Source organism: Desulfovibrio sp. DV (assembly GCF_001936595.1).
In the GTDB taxonomy this organism is placed as follows: domain Bacteria; phylum Desulfobacterota; class Desulfovibrionia; order Desulfovibrionales; family Desulfovibrionaceae; genus Solidesulfovibrio.
The window spans coordinates 1-19,730 of record NZ_MLBG01000049.1 but is presented as its reverse complement, the minus strand read 5'-3'; the positions used below and the strand labels follow the sequence as shown (position 1 = coordinate 19,730).

General features: G+C 62.0%; 19 protein-coding genes and 1 tRNA gene. 5 read left to right on the top strand and 15 right to left on the bottom strand.

The annotated features are described in order from the left end of the window. Nucleotides 1-98 precede the first annotated feature (98 nt). The gene (locus tag DVDV_RS12080) at nt 99-815 is read left to right on the top strand and encodes a TerC family protein (RefSeq protein WP_075354911.1); all 717 of its coding nucleotides are present in this window, start codon (nt 99-101) and stop codon (nt 813-815) included. 83 nt (nt 816-898) lie between these two features. Beyond that, nucleotides 899-1,693, top strand: a complete 795-nt coding sequence (locus DVDV_RS12075; RefSeq protein ID WP_075354910.1) for a tRNA1(Val) (adenine(37)-N6)-methyltransferase — start codon at nt 899-901, stop codon at nt 1,691-1,693. Nucleotides 1,694-1,761: 68 nt separating this feature from the next. Here the strand turns inward: DVDV_RS12075 and DVDV_RS12070 are convergent, their stop codons facing one another. The 3 genes from DVDV_RS12070 to DVDV_RS12060 all read right to left on the bottom strand — a co-directional run bounded on the left by DVDV_RS12070 (nt 1,762) and on the right by DVDV_RS12060 (nt 4,212). Continuing rightward, nucleotides 1,762-2,004, bottom strand: a complete 243-nt coding sequence (locus DVDV_RS12070; RefSeq protein ID WP_075354909.1) for a hypothetical protein — start codon at nt 2,002-2,004, stop codon at nt 1,762-1,764. 611 nt (nt 2,005-2,615) lie between these two features. After that, nucleotides 2,616-3,167: an AmmeMemoRadiSam system protein A gene (gene amrA, locus DVDV_RS12065; protein ID WP_075354908.1), complete on the bottom strand. Its 552-nt coding sequence runs from the start codon at nt 3,165-3,167 to the stop codon at nt 2,616-2,618. 181 nt (nt 3,168-3,348) lie between these two features. After that, complete coding sequence (locus DVDV_RS12060) at nt 3,349-4,212, bottom strand: alpha/beta fold hydrolase (protein ID WP_075354907.1); 864 nt, start codon at nt 4,210-4,212, stop codon at nt 3,349-3,351. A gap of 120 nt (nt 4,213-4,332) precedes the next feature. Here DVDV_RS12060 and DVDV_RS12055 point away from each other — a divergent pair, with 120 nt between their 5' ends. Continuing rightward, nucleotides 4,333-6,108, top strand: a complete 1,776-nt coding sequence (locus DVDV_RS12055; RefSeq protein WP_075354906.1) for a methyl-accepting chemotaxis protein — start codon at nt 4,333-4,335, stop codon at nt 6,106-6,108. Between the two features lie 64 nt (nt 6,109-6,172). Here DVDV_RS12055 and DVDV_RS23405 read toward each other — a convergent pair whose 3' ends face one another. The 7 genes from DVDV_RS23405 to DVDV_RS12025 all read right to left on the bottom strand — a co-directional run bounded on the left by DVDV_RS23405 (nt 6,173) and on the right by DVDV_RS12025 (nt 13,713). Next, nucleotides 6,173-6,571 (bottom strand): bacteriohemerythrin, encoded by a 399-nt coding sequence (locus tag DVDV_RS23405; RefSeq protein ID WP_254845360.1) that lies wholly within the window; start codon nt 6,569-6,571, stop codon nt 6,173-6,175. Next, a complete protein-coding gene (locus DVDV_RS12050; protein WP_139311609.1) occupies nt 6,538-8,547 on the bottom strand; it encodes a methyl-accepting chemotaxis protein in 2,010 nt (669 codons plus the stop codon). Before DVDV_RS12050 ends, DVDV_RS23405 begins: the two co-directional genes overlap by 34 nt. A gap of 103 nt (nt 8,548-8,650) precedes the next feature. Next, complete coding sequence (locus DVDV_RS12045) at nt 8,651-9,436, bottom strand: amidohydrolase family protein (RefSeq protein WP_075354905.1); 786 nt, start codon at nt 9,434-9,436, stop codon at nt 8,651-8,653. Between the two features lie 30 nt (nt 9,437-9,466). Then, nucleotides 9,467-9,901, bottom strand: a complete 435-nt coding sequence (locus DVDV_RS12040; RefSeq protein ID WP_075354904.1) for a thioesterase family protein — start codon at nt 9,899-9,901, stop codon at nt 9,467-9,469. Nucleotides 9,902-9,908: 7 nt separating this feature from the next. After that, nucleotides 9,909-11,123, bottom strand: a complete 1,215-nt coding sequence (locus DVDV_RS12035; protein ID WP_075354903.1) for a cofactor-independent phosphoglycerate mutase — start codon at nt 11,121-11,123, stop codon at nt 9,909-9,911. A gap of 119 nt (nt 11,124-11,242) precedes the next feature. Then, nucleotides 11,243-12,544 carry a homoserine dehydrogenase gene (locus DVDV_RS12030; protein WP_075354902.1) on the bottom strand — a complete coding sequence of 434 codons (1,302 nt, stop codon included), beginning with the start codon at nt 12,542-12,544 and terminating at the stop codon, nt 11,243-11,245. Then, nucleotides 12,541-13,713 carry an aminotransferase class I/II-fold pyridoxal phosphate-dependent enzyme gene (locus tag DVDV_RS12025; RefSeq protein WP_075354901.1) on the bottom strand — a complete coding sequence of 391 codons (1,173 nt, stop codon included), beginning with the start codon at nt 13,711-13,713 and terminating at the stop codon, nt 12,541-12,543. The genes DVDV_RS12030 and DVDV_RS12025 overlap by 4 nt, the downstream gene beginning before the upstream one ends. 153 nt (nt 13,714-13,866) lie before the next feature. Between DVDV_RS12025 and DVDV_RS12020 the strand changes: the two genes are divergently transcribed. Beyond that, nucleotides 13,867-13,960, top strand: a tRNA-Ser gene (locus tag DVDV_RS12020). Nucleotides 13,961-14,257: 297 nt separating this feature from the next. Here the strand turns inward: DVDV_RS12020 and DVDV_RS12015 are convergent. Both DVDV_RS12015 and DVDV_RS12010 read right to left on the bottom strand, forming a co-directional pair. Next, entirely contained in the window at nt 14,258-14,665 is a 408-nt protein-coding gene (locus tag DVDV_RS12015; RefSeq protein ID WP_075354900.1) for a pyridoxamine 5'-phosphate oxidase family protein, read from the bottom strand. A gap of 149 nt (nt 14,666-14,814) precedes the next feature. Then, nucleotides 14,815-15,387: a lipocalin family protein gene (locus DVDV_RS12010; RefSeq protein WP_139311608.1), complete on the bottom strand. Its 573-nt coding sequence runs from the start codon at nt 15,385-15,387 to the stop codon at nt 14,815-14,817. A 648-nt stretch (nt 15,388-16,035) separates the two neighbouring features. Between DVDV_RS12010 and DVDV_RS12005 the strand changes: the two genes are divergently transcribed. Next, nucleotides 16,036-16,929: a sensor histidine kinase KdpD gene (locus DVDV_RS12005; protein ID WP_075354898.1), complete on the top strand. Its 894-nt coding sequence runs from the start codon at nt 16,036-16,038 to the stop codon at nt 16,927-16,929. Nucleotides 16,930-17,361: 432 nt separating this feature from the next. Here DVDV_RS12005 and DVDV_RS12000 read toward each other — a convergent pair whose 3' ends face one another. The 3 genes from DVDV_RS12000 to DVDV_RS11990 all read right to left on the bottom strand — a co-directional run. After that, the gene (locus DVDV_RS12000) at nt 17,362-17,865 is read right to left on the bottom strand and encodes a 4Fe-4S binding protein (RefSeq protein WP_075354897.1); all 504 of its coding nucleotides are present in this window, start codon (nt 17,863-17,865) and stop codon (nt 17,362-17,364) included. Between the two features lies 1 nt (nt 17,866). Then, nucleotides 17,867-18,853: an NADH-quinone oxidoreductase subunit NuoH gene (gene nuoH, locus DVDV_RS11995; RefSeq protein WP_075354896.1), complete on the bottom strand. Its 987-nt coding sequence runs from the start codon at nt 18,851-18,853 to the stop codon at nt 17,867-17,869. After that, on the bottom strand, nt 18,850-19,730 hold an 881-nt coding region (locus tag DVDV_RS11990), incomplete at its 5' end, for an NADH-quinone oxidoreductase subunit D (protein ID WP_075354895.1). The genes DVDV_RS11990 and nuoH, both read right to left, overlap by 4 nt.

Genomic DNA, 19,730 nt, shown 5'->3' with positions numbered 1-19,730 from the left:
GCCCGGACGGTGTCTGCCGGTCCCCGGCTCGATGATCCGGCAAGCAACCCGGGGCGGCTGTCGCCCTTAAAACGCAGCGAGTCCGAGGAGAAGCCGGCATGGCCCTTTTCACCGTCGAAAATCTGATCGCCTTCCTGACGCTGTCGGCCCTGGAAATCGTCCTTGGCATCGACAACATCGTCTTTATCGCCATCATTTCCAATGCCCTGCCGGCCGAAGTGCAATCCAAGGCCCGAAAGATCGGCCTGCTTTTGGCCATGGGCACCCGCATCCTGCTCCTTTTAGGCATCACCTGGGTCATGGGACTGACCGCGCCGATCTTTGCCGTGCTTGGCCATGTGGTCACCGGCCGCGACATCGTGCTTTTGGCCGGGGGCCTCTTTCTCATCGCCAAATCCACCTTCGAGATTCACGAAAAGATCGAGCCGGACAAGGGGACGGAACACGTCGGCCGCAAGGTCCGGGGCTTTGCCGCCGCCGTGACCCAGATTGCCATCCTGGACATCATCTTTTCCCTGGATTCGGTCATCACGGCTGTGGGCATGTCCGGGGAGATCGTGGTCATGGTGGCGGCAGTGGTGGCGGCGGTCCTGGTCATGATGCTCTTCGCCGACGTCATCAGCCATTTCGTGTCGCGCCATCCCACCATACAGATGCTGGCTCTGTCGTTTTTGATCCTCATCGGCGTGTTCCTGGTGGCCGAGGGCCTGGGCCGGCACATCGACCGGGGCTACATCTATTTTGCCATGGCCTTTTCCCTGCTTGTCGAGCTGCTCAACCTGCGGGCGCGAAAGACCGATGCCGGCGGACACTGATCACACCATGCGGGTGGTACACAAAGGGGGAAGGGGAAGATGCCCCCGGCGACCCAAATGGGAGAAGTTTTTCAAGGGGTTCCATGGACGAACTTCAAGAATATGACCTGGGCCGGACGGCGCGGGCGGCGTTTCCGCGCGGCCTTGCCCAGCCCGAAGGCGGCTTCCGCTTCGGCAGCGACGCCTTGCTCCTGGCCGCCTTTGCCGCCGCCCTGCCGGGGACCCGGGCCGTCGATCTCGGCACGGGCTGCGGCGCGGCCGGCCTGGGCTGGCTCCTGGCCGCAGCCGATCCGGGCGCTACGATGCTTGGACTGGACAAGGACCCGGCCATGGTGGCGGCGGCCGAACAAAACGCGAGTGCCCTGGGACTGGCCGGACGGTTTACGGCCGGCCTCGTCGATGTCCGGGCCATCCGCGAGGCCGTGCACCCCGGCCCGGAGTCCTGCGATCTCATCCTGTGCAATCCGCCCTACCGCGACCCGGCTTCGGGACGCCGGCCGGCCGGGGAAGCCCGGGATGCGGCCCGGTTTGAGGTGGACGGCAGCCTGCCGGATTTCGCCGCGGCCGCGTCCTATCTCCTGGCCAACACGGGGATGTTCGCCTGCATCCATCTGGCCGAACGCCTGACCCACGTGGCCGCCGCCCTGGCCGCCTGTCGCCTGGAGATCAAGCGCATCCTGCCCCTAAGCCCGCGCGCCGGCGCGCCGGCCCGGCAGATGCTCCTGGCCGCCCGCAAAAACGGCGGCCCGGGACTTGTCCTCGAACCGCCCCTGGCCCTGTATGAGGGGACCGGGCGCGACACCCGGCTGACCGCTGCCGCCCTGGCCTTTTGTCCCTTCCTGGCCTGCAACCCGGCTCCAGGCCTGGCGGCCACATAAAAGAGGGGATGCCAAGGCATCCCCTCGATGCTGCAACGCACCCTCCGTTGCAGCCTGCCCTCCCAAAACTATTTTCTGCCGAAAAGCGTCTCCGGACGCGGACCGGCATAGGCAGCATCCTGGGGAACCTCCAGGCGGCGCAGGGACAGACTCGCCTCGGCCAACCGGACCACCTCGCTTTGGGCTGCAGCCGTCATCTTCGGCATCTCTCCGGCCGTCTCGGCCTCCCTGGCCGGCAGCGCCGGAGGATCAGCCATGTAACTGGTGGCACCCAAAAAAGCGATGGCAGCAATGAGCAGCAGGCGTTTCATGTCCATCTCCCTGGTTGTCTGTCGCAAGCGTCGTTCCCACATCTGACGCTGTGAGAAAGCCAGTATCGTGCCAACCACGCGACAATAAAAAAGGGAATAATTTCAAAGGGTCAATCGGACGATTGTTGGACCGTGCCGGCTATTCCCAAAAAAGAGGAATCATCCGACAGGAAATTTGCCCATATTTCGGAAATTCTTCGTCCGGCTGCAGCCGGGTAAACAACGCCGGCACCACCTTCCGGGGCCTTTTCCCTCGTCGCCAAAGCAACGGGAACACCCTCGGCGGCATGGCTCAAGAACGGAATGTCTTGTTCCCGCTCCCTGCCGCTGTCGCGGCAACGCCATCCCCTTGGCCCCCTTAACAATCTTCCCCTTTGCAGGGGTCCGGGGGATCATCCCGGCCGCCAGAGCAACGGTGTCCCCAGTCAAGCGCAAACACCAACGGTCACGACCCCGGCCCCTTTTCGTCTTTTCTTGCGCAACTTCCGCGCGTCGACTTGCCGGCGCGCCTAGTCAGACCACACGCACCCCTTGTGGGTTTCCAAAGGGCACTGCCCTTTGGCCGCCGGAGGCACTCTTTCTCTTCTCGCACACGCCCCGGCACCGGCCTGTTAAAAAACTTCCGCCTCGAACCAGAAAAGCGTCGTCTTCGGGTCCTTCCAGCAGCCCGGCGCCAAGCCGGCCTTGTGGCAGGTCTGGTCCAGGAACGTCTCCCGGTCCCAGCCCCACTCCACCGGCACCTGGGGCAGGAGCAGGCCGGAACGGCTCCCCTGGCGCACCAGCAGGCCATGGCGGCCAACGGTCACCAGGGCCGGGTCCGGACAGGGGCTCAGGGGACTTAAGATGGATATCTCGATGGCCACGTTCTCAAACTCCCGGCGCGACAGGGGCGGGAAGCGTGGATCGCCAAAGGCTGCGGCCTCGGCCATGCCGGCAATGGTCTCATGAAGCGGCCGGTCGCCCACGATATGGCCGATGCAGCCACGCAGGCGGCCGTTTATGGTCAGGGTGACGAACGCGCCGAACGGGCGGCGAAGCACGTCGGTCGGCGGCGGCGGCAGGGACGCCTCGCGCCCGGCCAGCCGGGCGACGATGACGAGCCGGACCAGTTCCTTGAGGTAGTGCTTCTCATCCGGGGTCAGGGCGAAGTGGAAGGCATCCATGGCGTCTCCTGGGAGGGTCGGACAACCGCTTGATTGCCATGCAGTGTGCCTCCCTCCAGGCGCGGAGGCAAGCGCCATCCCCGGGGCGGGTCCTTGAACTCCCGGAAGGCGGACTCCGGCCGCTCCCGGGCATCATCCCGATCTATAATCAATACACCGCATTGTTGAAAAAATCGCGACATTAGGGACCGCAGAACTCCCCGAGCATACTGTAGAACTCGCCGGGCATGGCCTGCATGAGGAAATGGCAGTCGGTCGGAAAAGGCCGGGTGGGGATGTCGTGTTCGCCGAGAAAGGCCAGGGTTTCCGGGGCCACATCCCGGCCATAGGCATAGAGCTTGGGGATGGTCAGGCCGCAAAGCGCCTCGCCGGCGGCGTGGCTCCATTTGCCGGGCAGGGACCGGGCCGTGCGGCGAACGGCCATGACGGTCTGCAAAAAGGCCTCTTCCCGGCAAAAGCGCAGGGAGGCGTAGTAGTGCCGGCAAAAGGGAAAGCGGCCGAGATAGTCGCGGAAAATGGTCTGCTCCCGAAACTCGCCGTACCACTCGTCAAAGCGGCCGGACAGCCGGGCCGCCTCGGCATGGGCGGAAATAAACGCCCCAAAGCGGGTCACCGAGGCTTCGGCCAACACCAGCCCGGCCACCTCGCCCGGTGCGGCATCGCGGCAATAGAGGATGGCCGGGATGCCGCCCACGGAATGGCCGACGAGATACAGCCGGCTCGGACGCAGGCCCTGGTGCTCGCCCAGATACACCAGCACGTCGCGCACGCGACGGGTGGCGGCCTCCATGGAATAGTCCAGGGCGGTGGGGGAGCCGCCGTGCCCGGCCATGTCCGGGACGATGAGGCTGGCCCCGGCCAGATACCGGGTGGCAAAGGCATCCTCGAAAGCCAGGCGCGAATCACCCAGGCCATGCAGCAGGACCACCGCCGGGGCACGGCCTTCAGCGATACGGGCCGTGACATGCACCGGCGCGTCAAAGGTCGGGACGAACAGATCGACGCTCTGCCCGCCGCGCCTGCCAAAGGAAATCGTTCTCGCCATTGTCTTGACCCAGCCCCTTCCCGGTCTGTAAGACTCCTGAAAACCCCTTGCCCGGGGACCACAGCCATGGCGGCTTGCAAACTGCCAAGGCGGCAACCTCAACCAATCAAGGCGGTTTCCATGAAGCTCTCCATCACGGCTCGCCTGGGACTCGGTTTTGGCCTCGTGCTGGCGGCCATGACCACCGGGGCGCTAGTCATGACCTTTTCCACGGCCGGCGTAAAGGATCGGGCGCAGCTCATGCGCGCCCAGAGCCTGCCCCTGGCCGACGAGGCCGCCCGGATGCAGTTCATGGCCGTCAATGTGCAGCAATGGCTCACCGATGTCTCGGCCACGGGAGAAGACGACGGTTTTGCCGAAGCGACCAAAGCGGCCGCCAGCTTCCGCAGCGGTGTGGATAAATTCAAAGCCCTGGCCGAGCGGACCCAGAATCGGGCGCTGCTGACGGAAATCGCGGCCGTAGCGCAGGATTTTGAGGCCATGTACGAGACCGGCGTGCGCATGGCCAAGGCCTATGTCAAAGACGGGCGGGAAGCGGGCAATGCCCTCATGGGCGATTTTGACGCCCGCACCGAAGCCCTGGATGCGCGCATCAATCCGCTCAAAGTCGGACAGTTCGACACCGCCGACAAAGAGATCGCCGCCATGGTGGACGCGCTGAGCCGGGATTTGCGCCTGCAATACATCCTGCTGGCCCTTTCCCTGGGTGTTGGCATCCTCTCGGCCTGGCTGGTGTCGCGCAGCATCCGACGCCAGCTCGGAGCCGAACCCTGGGAAGTGGCGGACGTGGCCCGGGATGTCGCGGCCGGCCGGTTCGAGGCCGTGCGCGTGATTTGCACAGCCAAAGGCCATGATTGCGGCGTCATGGCAGCCATGGCCGATATGGCGGAAAAATTGCGCGCCTCTTTTACCGAAGTCGAGGCCCAGAAAGCCGCCGCCGAGGCCAAGTCCGAGGAGGCTGAACGCCACCGCCGGGCGGCCGAGGAGGCCGTGGGACAGGCCGAGCGGGCCCGCCTGGAAGGGCTGGCCGAAGCGGCCGGGCGGCTTGAGGATCTGGCCGACGCCGTGGCCCGGGCCGGCAATGCCCTCACCGACCGCGTGGCCCAGGTCAATCGCGGCACCACCCGCCAGCATGAACGAACGGCCGACACGGCCACGGCCATGGAGGAAATGAACGCCACCGTGGCCGAAGTGGCCCAAAACGCCGATCGCGCCTCCGAGAGCGCCCGGGCAGCCCGGGAGGGTGCGCGGGAGGGACTGGCCGCAACCGACGAGGTGGCCCGTTCCATCGACCGGGTGCGCCAGCTGTCTGCCGGCCTGAAAACCAGTCTGGACGCCCTGGGCGAACGGGCCAAGGGCATCTCCAGCATCCTGGGCGTCATCTCCGACATCGCCGACCAGACCAACCTGCTGGCCCTAAATGCCGCCATCGAGGCGGCCCGGGCCGGGGATGCCGGCCGGGGCTTTGCCGTGGTGGCCGACGAGGTGCGCAAGCTGGCCGAAAAGACCATGCAGGCCACCAGCGAAGTGGCCTCGGTGGTGGCGGCCATCGACAGCGGCGTGCGCGACAACATGGCCGGCATGGACGCGGCCGGCACGGCCGTGGCCGATACCACCCGACTGGCTGAAAACGCCGGCCAGTCCCTGCGCCACATCGTGGCCATGGCCGAGACGACCACCGAAGAGGTGCGCTCCATTGCCGCCGCCTCGCAGCAGCAGGCCACGGCCTCGGAAGAGATCAACCGCGCCCTGGCCGACATCAGCCTCATTGCCGAGGAAACGGCCCAGGGCATGGCCGAGGCCGAGGCGGAACTGGAAAACCTGTCGGAGTCGGCCTCGCGGCTGGCCGCGCTTATCGACGGCCTGCACCGGGAATCGACCGCCCTGCCCCGCTGACAAAGCGCCCAAAAAAAGCCCGCAGCGCCATGGCGCTGCGGGCTTTTACGTTCTTGCCGGCTGGTTAGTTGACGCCGCGTTCAATAAAAAACGGCGCATACTTCTGGTCCGTGCCCTTGATGTGGCCGACCAGCCAGTTTTTCAGGAAGTTCATGACCTCGGTGGTGAGCGCCGCGCGGTTTTCCCGGAAGTCGTTGCCAAAGGCGATGACCTTGTCCACAAAGGCGACGTGCTCCTTGCGATGGTTGAGATAGCCCGGATACTTGTACTGTTCCATGAGCTTTTCTTCGTAGCCGAAATGATCCACGGCGTAATTTTCCAGCTCGCTGAGGATGGCCTCGAGCTGGGCCTTGCCCTTGCCCGAGCGCATGGCTTCGTGCAGGTCGCAGATCATGCCGACCAGCACCTGATGCTGGCGGTCAACTTCGCTTAAGCCCGTGGCCAGGGACTCATCCCACTGCAACAGACTGCCGCCGATGGAGCAAGAACCACCGGAGCCATTGCCGGCCGGTTTGGCGACCGGGGCGGGCAACGCTTTGGAAGCGGCAGCAGGACGGGGGCCGGCCGGGCCTTGGCCGCTGGCAGGGCTTTGGCCGCAGCCGGCCGGGACGTTGCCAGCGCCCTGGCTGCCGGCCGGGAAGCGGCCAGGGCCTTGGCCGGAGCCGGGCGCGCCGCTGGCAGCGCCTTGGCCGTTGTGCCCTGATGCGGCCGGGAAGCCAGGGAACGCACCGGCGACGAGGTATCGCCGGTCATCTGGCGGATGACGGCATCGAGGTCGTAGAGCAGTTCGGTCATGGCGGACAGGGCTTCGGTGGCGCGGTCTGTGCCCTCGGCTGTTTCCCTGGCGATGCCGTTGACCTCTTCCACCGCCCGGTTGATTTCCTCGGAAGTGGCAGACTGCTGCTCGGAAGCCGTGGCTATGGATTCCACCTGGGCGGAGGTGGCCTCGACGATGCCGACGATCTCGTCCATGAAGCGGCCGGAATCGGCAGCCGCCCGGGTGCTTTCCTCAATGCCGACGGCGGCGGATTCGACAGCGCTGATATTTTCCCGGGCCTGTCCCTGGATGGAGACCACGGCGTCGCCGACCTCTTTGGTGGCGGTCATGGTCTTTTCAGCCAGCTTGCGCACTTCGTCGGCCACCACGGCAAAGCCCCGGCCGGCGTCCCCGGCCCGGGCCGCCTCGATGGCGGCATTTAGGGCCAGGAGGTTGGTCTGGTCGGCGATGTCGGAGATGACGTTCATGATATGCCCGATGCTGTCGGCCTGCTGGCCAAGACGGGTCATGGATTCCTTGAGCTCCAGGATGCGCTGGCGGATGGATTCGATGGATTCCACGGCCGAGCGGACGCCACGCGCCCCGATGACGGCCTTATCCTTGGCCTCGGCGGCGCTGGTGGCGGCACTGGAGGCGTTTCGGGCCACTTCAAGCACCGTGGCGTTCATCTCTTCCATGGCCGTGGCCGTATCCATCATGCGGTCGCGCTGATGCTGCGCTCCCCGGCCCACCTGCCCGACCTGGCCAAGCAGGCCGGCCGACTGTTCCATGACGCCGTCGGAGATGGCCCGGGCCTTGCCGGCTCCCTCATTGAGGCGGGAAAGCAGTTCGGCGCTGCGGCCTTCCTGCTCCCTGGCCGCAGCCAGCGCACGGTCGGCTTCGGCGGCATGGCCCTCGGCTTCCCGGCTTTTTTCCCCAACCTCGACCACTTTGGCCTCAAGAGAGGCCACCATGCGGGCCAGGGCATCGCGCAGGGCAAGCAGCTCCGAGGGATAGCTGCCGGCAGCCACAGCCTTGAGATTGCCGCCGGCCACAGCATCGGCATAGGCCAAAAGTCGGGACAAAGGCTGTTGCAGGGTGCGGCCGAGCATGAAAAGCACCCCGAAAAAGACCAGGGCGCACAGTCCCATGCCCCCGGCCTGAATGGTCATGAGCGTGGCCACGTCGTCTTCGGTCTCGGCCTGGAGCCGGGCTACGGCCTTGTCCTGGGCAGCCACCAGGGTTTCGGAAGCGGCGACGAGGCGCTCCGCCGAACTCCCTTCGGCCTTGGCCAAAAGGGCTTCCACCTCAACTTCGAAGGGCTTGGCCAAGCGGCCGGCCGCATCCAGAAGAGCCGCCACCTCCGGACTGGGGGGGGCGATGGTAAAGGTCTTGCCGTTGGCGTAGGTCCCGCCCCTGGCCAGCAGGGTCTGGGTGGCGGTGAAGGCGGCGAGGTGCTTGCGAACGTCTGCCGCCAGGGACCCGGCAGCGGCGGTCTGGTGGGCATAGGCCAGGACATCCTTGGCGATTCGTTGCACCTCCATCCGTTGCCGGCCGGCCAGATTGATGACCAGGCCATCCGATTTCTGCTGGCTGGTAATGGACCAGGTGGCCCCGAACATCAGGAGGACGACAAGGAAAAGAATACCAAGCGAACCGAGTATCTGGGCACGAATGCTCATCGGAAAAGACTCCTTGGGGCCGGCGCTTTACTGAAAAGCACTCTCAATCACCGGCCTCGTCCCTTCGAGCATGCGGCCACGGCCAAGTCAATGCTCATTTTTGTTACCGAAATAATGCGGTTCCACAGGAGAGGATCTGTTCCAGCTCGGCGTCGCGCAGGGACAACCGTTTTCGCAGGCGCACGATCTCATCGCCGGGATCGAACAGTGGGTAATCACTGCCAAAAAGGATGCGGTCCCGGGGATGGCCGGTAAAAATGCGCTGCAAGGTGTCGTCGTCGATGAAAGCCAGGGTGCTGGACGTGTCAATGTAGACATTTTTGCCGACAAGGTGCTCCACGGCATACTGCCAGTGGAGATACCCGCCCATATGGGCGGCAATGACGGTCAGATCGGGGAAATCCCGCAGGATGGCCGCCACCTTGGCCGGGCAGGAGTTGTTCTCATCCGGGGGCAGGCGGTCGCCGACGTGGAGCATGACGACAAAACGGCCGGAAAGGGCCTCGAAAATCGGCCACAACTTGCGGTCGTCCAGCCGAAACCCCTGGAAATCGGCGTGGAACTTGATGCCCTTGATGCCGTTTCGCCACAGCCGGTCAAGTTCCCGCTCAAACCCGGGATAATCCGGATGCAGCGTCCCGAAGCTCAATATTTCGGCGTGTTCCCGGTGGATGGCAATGGCCCAGTTGTTGGCCGGGACCACCTGGGCCGGGGACGTGGCCGCGTTGTGGACCACCACCCGGTCAAGGCCGGCCCGCTTGGCCCGGGCCAGCAGATCGTCAATCTGGCCGGTGCCGACCGGGGCGATGCCGTAGTGGTTCTCAAGCTGGGCCAGGACCTTGTCCGCGATTTTCGGATGATAGGCGTGCGTATGGATATCTATAAACATAGGAGATACTGCGAGAAAAGGGAGGAAGGGTTAGGCTGAAAAAAGGCCGCGCAGCCAATCCGGAACGGCCATGGGCCGCCCATCGGTGGACGTGCAGGCGTGCACGGTCTCGCCGGCAGCCAGAAGCGTTGCCGCCTCCGGCGGGCCGAAGACCTGATAGACAAAGGTGACCGAGGCCCGGCCCCAGGCGGCAACAGCCACCCGGACGGTTATGTCCTCGTCATAGCGGGCGGGCCGCACGTAGCGCACGGCCATGTCGCGGACCGGCAGCCAGACGCCGCGCGTTTCCACTTCGGCGTAGCTCATGCCCCGCTCGCGGATAAACCGCCCCCTGGCCTGTTCAAACCAGTGAGGATAATGGCCGTAATAGGCATAGCCCATGCGGTCGGTCTCGCCGTAGGACACGGTGAGCCCAAGCCACGTGTCCGGCGTTGGGAAGTCCTCGGGCTTGAGGATGACGGCCACGGCAGTCTCAGCCCCTGGCCCAGGCAGCAGCTTGGGGCAACAGCGTATGTCCGGGTTCGACGACAAGGCCGGTCCCGGCGGCTGCCTGTTCGCTAAAGGCGCTCGCGCCGTTGGCCGCGATGCCCTGCTTCCAGAACACAAACGGCACCGGGTCGCTGGTGTGGGTGCGGATGGCAATGGGCGTGGGGTGGTCGCAGGCGACGAGAAAGGCGGCCCGATCCCCCAGGGCGTCGAGCATGGGGACCACCACCCGGGCGTCGAACCGGGCGATGGCCTCGGTCTTGGCCGCAGCATCGCCGCCATGGCCGCATTCGTCCGGGGCCTCGACATGGACGAACACGAAGTCGCCTCTTTTCAGAAATTCGAGCGCGGCTGCGACCTTGCCTTCGTAGTTGGTCTCAAGAAGTCCCGTGGCTCCGGGCACCTCCAGGACGTCCATGCCGGCAGCCCGGCCCAGGCCCTTGACCAGATCGACCGCCGAAACCACCCCACCCCGAAGCCCGAAGGACGCGGCAAAGGCCGGCAAGGTCAGCGCCCGGCCCTGGCCCCAGGGCCACACGGCGTTGGCCTTGCTGCCGTTGCCGCTGCCGGCAAGCGTCCGGGCGGCGCAGGTCACAAACTCCCACAAGGCCGGCACACGCCGAAGCTCGGCCAGATCCGGGGCAAGGCCCTGGTCGGTGATGTCATGGGGCGGACGGACGAAAACCGTCGCCTCTTCCCGCCCGGCCGCCCCCTTGGCCACCAGCAGATGGCGGTACTGCACGCCGGGATGCAGTTCGTAGCCGGCCGGCAGGCACGATTCGCCAAGCTTTTTAACCAGCTCCGTGGACACCGCCGTGTCGATATGCCCGGCGCTGTAGTCACGCATAAGCCCGGACTCGGCAAATTCGCTCACCGTCACGGTGTTGAGCCGGAAAACCACGTCGTCGGCATCGAGCGCCAGCCCCAGGGCCGCCGCCTCAATGGGGCCGCGCCCGGTGTGGTGGCTGGCCGGGTCAAAACCCAAAAGCGACATGTTGGCCACATCCGACCCGGGAGCCATGCCGGTCGGCACGGTACGGCAAAGGCCGACCCGGCCAAGCCGGGCCAGCCGGTCCATGGCCGGCGTCTCGGCCGCTTCCATGGGCGTTCGCCCGCCCAAAGCGGGAACCGGCAGATCGCCCATGCCATCGGCGATGAGGAAGATGAGCTTGGGGGAGGGAGAGGAGATAGACATGGACATGAGGGAAGATGCCTCCGGCGGCCAGAGAGAAACTTTTTTGAAAAAAAGTTTCTCTCTGGACTCTCTTCAAAAAACTTTTAACGGGGCGGCAGAAACTCGGCCGCTGACCGTTGGTGTTGCTACAGGACCCGGAAATGGACAGTGCCGGGTTTGATAAAGGCCATGGCCCCGGTGTCGGTCAACACGCCGGTGATGGCCCGGTTGGGGGCCTCGTGGGTCAGGAATACAATGGACACGTAGCCGTCCTCGGGTTCGCCCTTCTGCACGGCCTGGCGGATGGACACGCCATGCTCGCCCATGGACTGGGAGATGGCAGCCATGACCCCTGGCTGATCCTTGACCGTGAAGTGGATGTAATGCGGGCTGACGAAATCGTCGGGATCGACCAGTTCGGCCTCGGGCAGCGGTTCGGTGCGAAACCCGGTGTTGTTGGGGATCATGCCTTCCCGGGCCAGGGCCAGGATGTCGGCCAGAACAGCGCTGGCCGTGGGCAGATCGCCGGCTCCCTTGCCATGGAGCATGATGGGGCCGGAAGCGTCGCCCTCGACGCGCACGGCATTAAAAGCCCCCTTGACGCTGGCCAAAAGGAAATCCTCGTGGACGAGCATGGGCCACACTCCGGCGGCCAGACGGCCGTCCAGGTCGCGGACCTGCCCGATGAGCTTTATGGCGTAGCCGAACTCCCGGGCAAAGCGGATGTCCTCCGGGGTGACGGCGGTGATGCCTTCGACCGGCAGCGTCTCCAGAGGCAGATTGCGGCCGTAGGCCAGCCGGATGAGCACAATGAGCTTATGCGCCGCATCATAGCCCTGGATGTCCAGCGTCGGATCAGCCTCGGCATAGCCCAGGTCCTGGGCCTTTTTGAGCGCCGTGGCAAAGGGCAGGCCTTTTTCGCTCATGCTGGAGAGAATGTAATTGGCCGTGCCGTTTAAGATGCCGATGATGCTCTTGATGCGGTTGCCGGCCAGGGACGACTTGAGCGTCTCGACAATGGGCACGGCTCCGGCGCAACTGGCCTCATAGTAAAGCCCCAGGCCCTTGTCGGCGGCCAGGGCGAAGAGCTCGGGGCCACGCTTGGCCAAAAGGGCCTTGTTGGCCGTGACCACATGCTTGCCGGCCGAGAGCGCCTTGTGGATGAGCGCAAAGGCCGCATCAATGCCGCCCATGAGCTCGACCACGATGTCGATGTCCGGGTCGGTGACCAGGGCCTCGGCATCGGTGGTGATCGCGACCTCGGGGCCAAGGGTCACGGCCCGGGGCTTGGCCGGATCGCGCACGAGCACCGTTTTGACGGTGACGGCACGGCCAAGCCGGGCGCTGATCCACTCGGCGTTTTGCTGCAATACGGCCACGAGGCCGGACCCGACAGTCCCGAGTCCGGCCAGTCCAATACGAACGGGGGCGGCGAGTGCTTCGTTCATCCGGACAGCGCCTTTTTTATGCCGCGAACGGCCTGATTGATGCGGTGGCGGTTTTCCACCAGGGCAAAGCGCACGTAGTTGTCGCCAAAGTGCCCAAATCCCAGTCCCGGCGACACGGCCACGCCGCCTTCGCGCAACAGGAGCTTGGAAAACTCCACAGACTTGAGATGCTCAAAGGGCTCAGGGATTTTGGCCCACACGAACATGGTGGACCTGGGAGCCGGCACGTCCCAGCCGGCCCGGGCCAGACCTTCAATCAAGGTGTCGCGGCGTTCCTGGTGCACGTCCATGATCTCGCGCACGCACTCCTGGGGGCCGTTTAAGGCCACCGTGGCGGCAATCTGGATGGGCTGGAAGATGCCGTAGTCCAGATAGCTCTTGATGCGGGTCAGGGCGTGGACCATCTCGGGATTGCCGCAGCAAAACCCGACGCGCCAGCCGGCCATGGAATAGCTCTTGGTCAGCGAGAAGAACTCGACGCCGACATCCTTGGCCCCCTTGGCCTGGAGGAAGCTTGGCGGCTGGTAGCCGTCAAAGCCAAAGTCGGCGTAGGCGAAGTCGTGGATGACCATCATGTCGTGTTCTTTGCAGAACTCCACGATGCGCTCAAAAAACGGGACATCCGCCGTCACCGTCGTCGGATTGTGCGGATAGGAGATAATGAGCAGCTTGGGCTGGGGCCAGGTCTGTTTGGTGGCGGCCAGCAGATCCTCAAAGAAGTCGCGGTCGGAGCTGATGGGGATGCGCCGCACATCGGCCCCGGCAATGATGCAGGAGTACGGATGGATGGGATAGGCCGGGTCGGTGGCGAAGACGACGTCGCCCGGGGAAAGCATGACCAGGGCCAAGTGGGCCAGGCCTTCCTTGGCTCCCATGGTGACCACGGCTTCGGTTTCGGGGTCGATGTCCACGTCGAAACGGCGCTTGTACCAGCCGGAAACGGCATTTCGCAGACCCTTGATGCCCCGGGATGCGGAGTACCGATGGTTTGCGGCCTTTTGGGCGGCCTCGACCAGCTTTTCAACGATATGGGGGGGCGTGGGCAGGTCCGGGTTGCCCATGCCGAGGTCGATGACATCTTCGTTTCGCCGCCGCATCTGCATTTTCAGCTCGTTGACGGTGGCAAAAACGTATGGGGGAAGGCGCTCCATACGCGCAAACTTTTTCATGCCCTGGACTCCTTTTGAGGGGGCTCGTTAAGACGAAAGGTGAACATATGCGCGGGGCCGGCCCCCTGTAAAGAGCGGAAACGGCAGGAAGTGCATGTTGTCCAGCTTTTTTTCTTGACCTCGGCCGAGCAACCGTCTATTTCGCCTTTTTGCGGAGAGGTGGCCGAGCTGGCCGAAGGCGCTCGCCTGCTAAGCGGGTAACGGGAGTAAATCCTGTTCGAGGGTTCGAATCCCTCCCTCTCCGCCAGACATTTCGATTCATAAAGAAAAGCCGTCCAAAACTGGACGGCTTTTCGCTTTTGTAGACCTTGGATGCGAATCCCGCGTCGCCTCAATCGTCAACCGACGCTCGGATCACAAATTTATCGCCCCCCCCCGCCAACCCACGTCCCCAATCACCCCGCCCGCCTCCCATCGCCATCCCACCCGGGCACTTGTTCAAGAGTAAAAGGGCGGCGGTGGTCAAAATCCGAGTGCGTGGATGCATCCCTTTTGTCCAAGTAATGCAAACGCATCTCGAGTCCCCGAAGAGACCGTGAAACACCTAGTCGTTTGTTGTTTGATTCACTCCGATTAACGGCAATTCCTTATCAATACGGAAGAATACCAAGAACCGCTTGGATTGTTCCTTTGCCAGCTCTTTGGGATGGCAGCGACGGCAGAGGTCCTGAAGAAGCTCTGTATCTTCCTCCTCGCGCAGCATCGTCAGGGAAAGCCGCTTGCCTTTGTATCCAGGGCCGGTTTCCATGAACAAGAAATGTGCCTTTGCATTTTCAAGAACATTTTTATGGCTGAGCCGATCATCCATAATTATGGCTAACGAGCCGTCATCCATACCGTGTGGCCGAGAATACACTGCGGCATTCACATCTCCAGACATATTTGATGTAGACAACACGCCAAATCCTTTGACTTCCTCAAAGTAGGCTTTTAAATCCTGAGCATTTGTCATTACAGACTCCGGTCCGTTGGTGGTTGAGAACTGTTTTGGGGGCTTCTATTGGTCAATCGCGGCTTGATTTGATTGAAACAAACGAGGCCAAAACCGGCTAATTAATACTTCGACTTCAGACCCACCCAGAATATCAATTCTGCTGCAATTTAATCCGGGGCAGTGCACTCCTGATTGACATCCAACAAACGCGAGCAATCGAATCCCAGACTATTTGCTTTTAATTCAAATTCATTAAACGTATTTGCATCAATGGTCTTTTCCCGTGAAAGAATCCATAGATAATTCCTGTCTGGCGTTCCAACCAAGGCATGCTGGTAACCCTCGTCTATTGATAAAATATAGTATTTACCCTTGAAAGGAGCCTTGAACTGGACATAGAGCTTTGAATTATCCCCTTCATTGATAGGCCAAGCAATCGCAGTAGCCACAACAAGAGCACCATTTCGGTAGCATGAATTTTTAACCTCAACTTTTCCGTTATCTGCAAGAGAATATTCGGCTCTCGTGCACTTGCATCCAGCTTGAAACCAAGCATAGTACTCATACACCGAATACCAAACGCCCTGATACCGACCGAGGTCGACGTCTTTGACCGTTTCCAAAGGCATTTCTTTTGAGAACAAATCCCTCATGATATACTTTAGTGGGGATTTCGAAAAAGCTACAACTACAATGGAGATACTGAGGCATGCCCCTGCTAAAACAATGTATTTAAACAATAATAGCCCCTCTTATTGCTTAGAGCATTGGATAATTGAAACTAACCCCTTCCTTCACGTTGTGCAACAGCTAACACCTCCACTCCAGCCCGGTCTGCCCGACAGCTACGACCCCGGCGCCCACCTTGCCTTGATCTTCAAGAGGCACTGCCAGTTCGCTTTTTTTGACCTGGGCGGCGGGAAACGATTCCCGCGTTAGCCGCATCGCCGGCCTCTCTACCATTGAAAAGAACATTCCCCGGTTTCCACCGCCCAGACCAATCTACCCCGCTCGCGCTGCCTGTCGATGCAGGCCAAGCGAACTCGCGGGGACGAACTCTGGCGAGAAGAAAGACACCCAACCGGCCCCTGTAGCCGGCCCCCACCTGGGCCTTGCGCCCTGAATGGGGGTATGGGGCCTCAATCTTGAGGATGGCCTAGCACCATTTGACTGACTTGACCCGCATCACAACGGAACTCCCTCCCGGAGGACAGGGTTGCAATGCCTGGCCTTTCCATTTGTTTGCACTTCCCTCAAAACAACCATCGCGGGCATGGACACGGCTAACCATTCCAGGGTATATTCCATAGGCATTGGATTAAAAACACGCACAGCAGTATCTGCCTGAAATCCAAGCATATCATTGCAGGAAGTAGAAGGAGTTTGAAATGGATACTAATGAAATTAAAGACCAAATCAACAAACATCTTCGCACTGAGCTCCAAACATCACAGGCATTAACTGAATCACTAAAATCTCAACTCTTTGTTTCCAAGAAAGAGCACTCAGAAAATGAGAAAGAACTCCTCGAAAAAATAGAAAATTTATCCGCTGAAATTTTTGAAATTCAAGACAAGATACGATCAAAAGAAGACATCGAACACATAATTCACCACGACTCCAGAAGTTCGCTGGCATCCTTGGCAATAGCCCCCAACATACTCCTGGACAGCAATAATTTAAATGAAGTCCAGAGAGATATCATTAACAGAATGAAGACCTCCGCGACAAGATTAGTCAATTTATTCGATATGAATCTGGCCCTGCAAAATGTCGAGAACGGTAAATACAATGTCGAAGCAACAAAAATAGATGTGCTTGAAATCCTACACTCAATAATGGCGTTACATGAAACGACTTCAAATTCAAAAAAATTATATTTTACAATCGAACTACCAAACCAGACAGACATTCAAGATGATGGATTTCATATTTACGGCAACGAAGTTCTCACATTCAACATTCTCAACAATTTATTGGCAAATGCCATTGAGGCTTCTCACAATCTATCAGAAATACACATTACCCTGGATACGAATTCATATTGCACCGTGAAAATAAGAAACACCGGTGAAGTACCCGAAAGAATACGCGACGTATTTTTCAATAAGTTTGTCACCGCAGATAAAAAACACGGTGCAGGGATCGGAACATATTCCGCAATGCTCATGGCCAAAGCCCAAAACGGCGATATCACCCTTGATTGCTCAGAGCATGACGCAACGACCATTACGGTTACTTTCCCCAAACTGCCTCTCGATTACACGGAAGAGAAATCCTGAAGTCGAGAAACGTGGCTTCGCCATCGAGGGGATCGCTTTGTCCGTGTTCAGCGGATGAAAGACGCCGCAAGAGACCGTGCTGCCCACCGCGGTTCTGTCACCGAGGATGTCCTTGAGGCCAAACCTGTCCCCCCCGATGCGGCGCGCCCGGCGGGCCATCCGCCAAGTGCCAGACCACCCGGCGAGGGGGGGGCCAGAGCCCGGCCGCAGCCGCTTTCACAACTATTCGCCACTGCCGCTCGGCCGTGTCCCAGGTGCCGCTGGCCGTGCCGGAACAAGCCTCCCCCCTGCCCCGGACAGTGCCGCACCAGACCAAAAACAAGGCCCCCGGCCATACAGCCAGGGACCTTGAGGAGCCCGGGAGGGTGCCGGGCGTATCTTCGACACTGCAACGCGGCAGGGTGGATTGCAGCGTCGAAGGAGCAAGCAGCGTTAGTCTTGTTCGGCCAGCCGGCGAAGCCTGGCCAGCAGGTCGATCTGAAACTCCCGGCGATCCAGGCGCACCATGTAGGGGTTGTCGGAAAACTGCAGGGAATCCACCGGGCAGGCCTTGGCGCATTGGCCGCATAGGCTGCACAACGAGAAATCCACGATCACGGCCCCGGGCGTCTTGCTGCCTTTTTGCGGTGCCGGCCCCATGACCACGGGACCGCCCTCCTCGCCTTCCTTGGCCGGCACCGGGCACAGGATGGTCAGGCAGTTGGACGGACAGGCCTTGACGCAGGCCCCGCAGGCCACGCAGCGCGGCACGGCCGGATCCTCGTCCTTGCCGATAAGCTCCACATGGCCCCGGAAGGTGGACAGATTGTCCACTTCTTCCTTGGGATAAATCACCGTGACACCGGGCTGGCAAAAGGCTTTTCCCGTAATGCCAAGGCCGATCACCAGGCTTTTAAGCCCGGTGTAGGCCTCCTGAAACAGCGCAGACACGGTCATGTCAGCCTCCAAATCCGGCCACGATCACCACCAGCACCAGATCGATCAGGGCCAGGGGGGTGAGCCACTTCCAGCTGAGGTTGAGCAGTTGGTCGAAACGCACGCGGGGGAACGTCCAACGCATCCAGATCATAAGGAGCAAAATGGCGTAGACCTTGACCAGAAACCACATGATGCCCGGCAAAAACGGTCCCTGCCAGCCGCCCAGAAAGAGCGCCGCGGCAACGCCGGAAACCACGATCATGTTGGCGTACTCGGCCAGGAAGAACAGGCCGAATCCCATGCCCGAGTATTCCGTGTGGAAGCCGGCCGTCAGCTCGGATTCGGCTTCGGGCAGGTCAAAGGGGGCGCGGTTGGTCTCGGCCACGGCGCAGACCAGGAAGATGAAAAAGGCCAGCGGGTTTTTCACACCGTACCACTGCCAGGGCCAGCCGCCCTGCTGGGCCGTGATCTCATAGAGATCGAGGGACCCGGCGGTCAGGGCCACGGCCATGACGGAGAGCAAAAGCGGCACCTCGTAGGCAACAGACTGGGCCACGGCCCGGGCCGCGCCGAGTAAGCCCCACTTGTTGTTGGAACCCCAGCCGGCCAGGATCAGCGACAGCACCCCAAGGCCCGAAAAGGCCAGGATAAGGACCAACCCGGTATTGAGCCGCATGGGGGCCAGATCAGGGCCAAAGGGCAGCGGCAGGAAGCAGACCGTCACCGGGGCAAAGGCCAGAAGCGGCGCTGCCCAGTAGAGGTAGCGGTCGGCGCCGTCAGGCATGGACAGCTGTTTGCCAATCAGTTTGACCGCATCAACGATGGGTTGCAGCAGGCCGTACGGACCGACGTGGAGCGGCCCCGGGCGCAGCTGCACAAAGCCGGCCACCTTGCGCTCGACCCAGACCAGAACCAGTCCGTTTAAACCCACGAAGGCGAACACGCACAACAGCCCAATGACGAGCCGCGTCAGGGGATGGTCGAAGCTCATAAGATCGGGGGTCATCGGTCGATCTCCGGGATAACAAGGTCCAGACTGCCCAGGATGGACACGGCATCAGCCAGGAGCGTGCCCCTGGCCAGTTCGCAGAACACACTCAGGTTGGAAAAGCCCGGGGCGCGAAGCTTCACCCGGTAGGGCTTGGGACCACCGTCACTGCGCACATGGACGAGGATCTTGCCGCGCGCGCCTTCGACGGCGTAGCAGGCCTCGCCCTTGGGGGGCTTTATGGTCTTTGGCACCTTGGCCGTGATGGGTCCCTCCGGCAGGTTGGTCACGGCCTGCTCGATGATCGAGCAGCTCGTTTCCAGCTCGTCCATGCGCACCATGTACCGGGCCATGGCGTCACCCTGGGGATAGGTCGGGATGGGGAACTCAAAGCGGCCGTAGACGCCGTAGGGTTCGGCCCGACGGGTATCGACCGGCGCGCCGGAGCCGCGGATGACCGGGCCGGTGGCCCCATAACGCCGGGCCAGTTCCACATCCATCTCGCCGATGCCTTCGCAGCGGCCGCGCAGGATGACGTTGTCCGTCACCAGATCGCGGTACATGGGCAGGCGCGAGCGCAGCTGCCGGACAAAGGCCAGGCAGCGGGGTGCGAAGTCGTCGGGCACATCGCTGTAGACGCCGCCGAAGGTGAAGTAGGAATAGGTCAGGCGCGAGCCGGTGACGGCCTGCAGGATGTCCAGGAGGAACTCCCGGTCATCGAAGGCGTACATGATGGGGGTAAAGGCCCCGAGGTCGAGCAGATAGGCCCCCCACCAGAGCAGGTGGGAGCTTATGCGGTTGAGTTCCGTGACCGCCACCCGGATGTACTCGGCGCGCTCGGGCACCTCGATGCCGGCCAGCCGTTCCACCGACCCGGCATAGGCCCAGTTCCAGG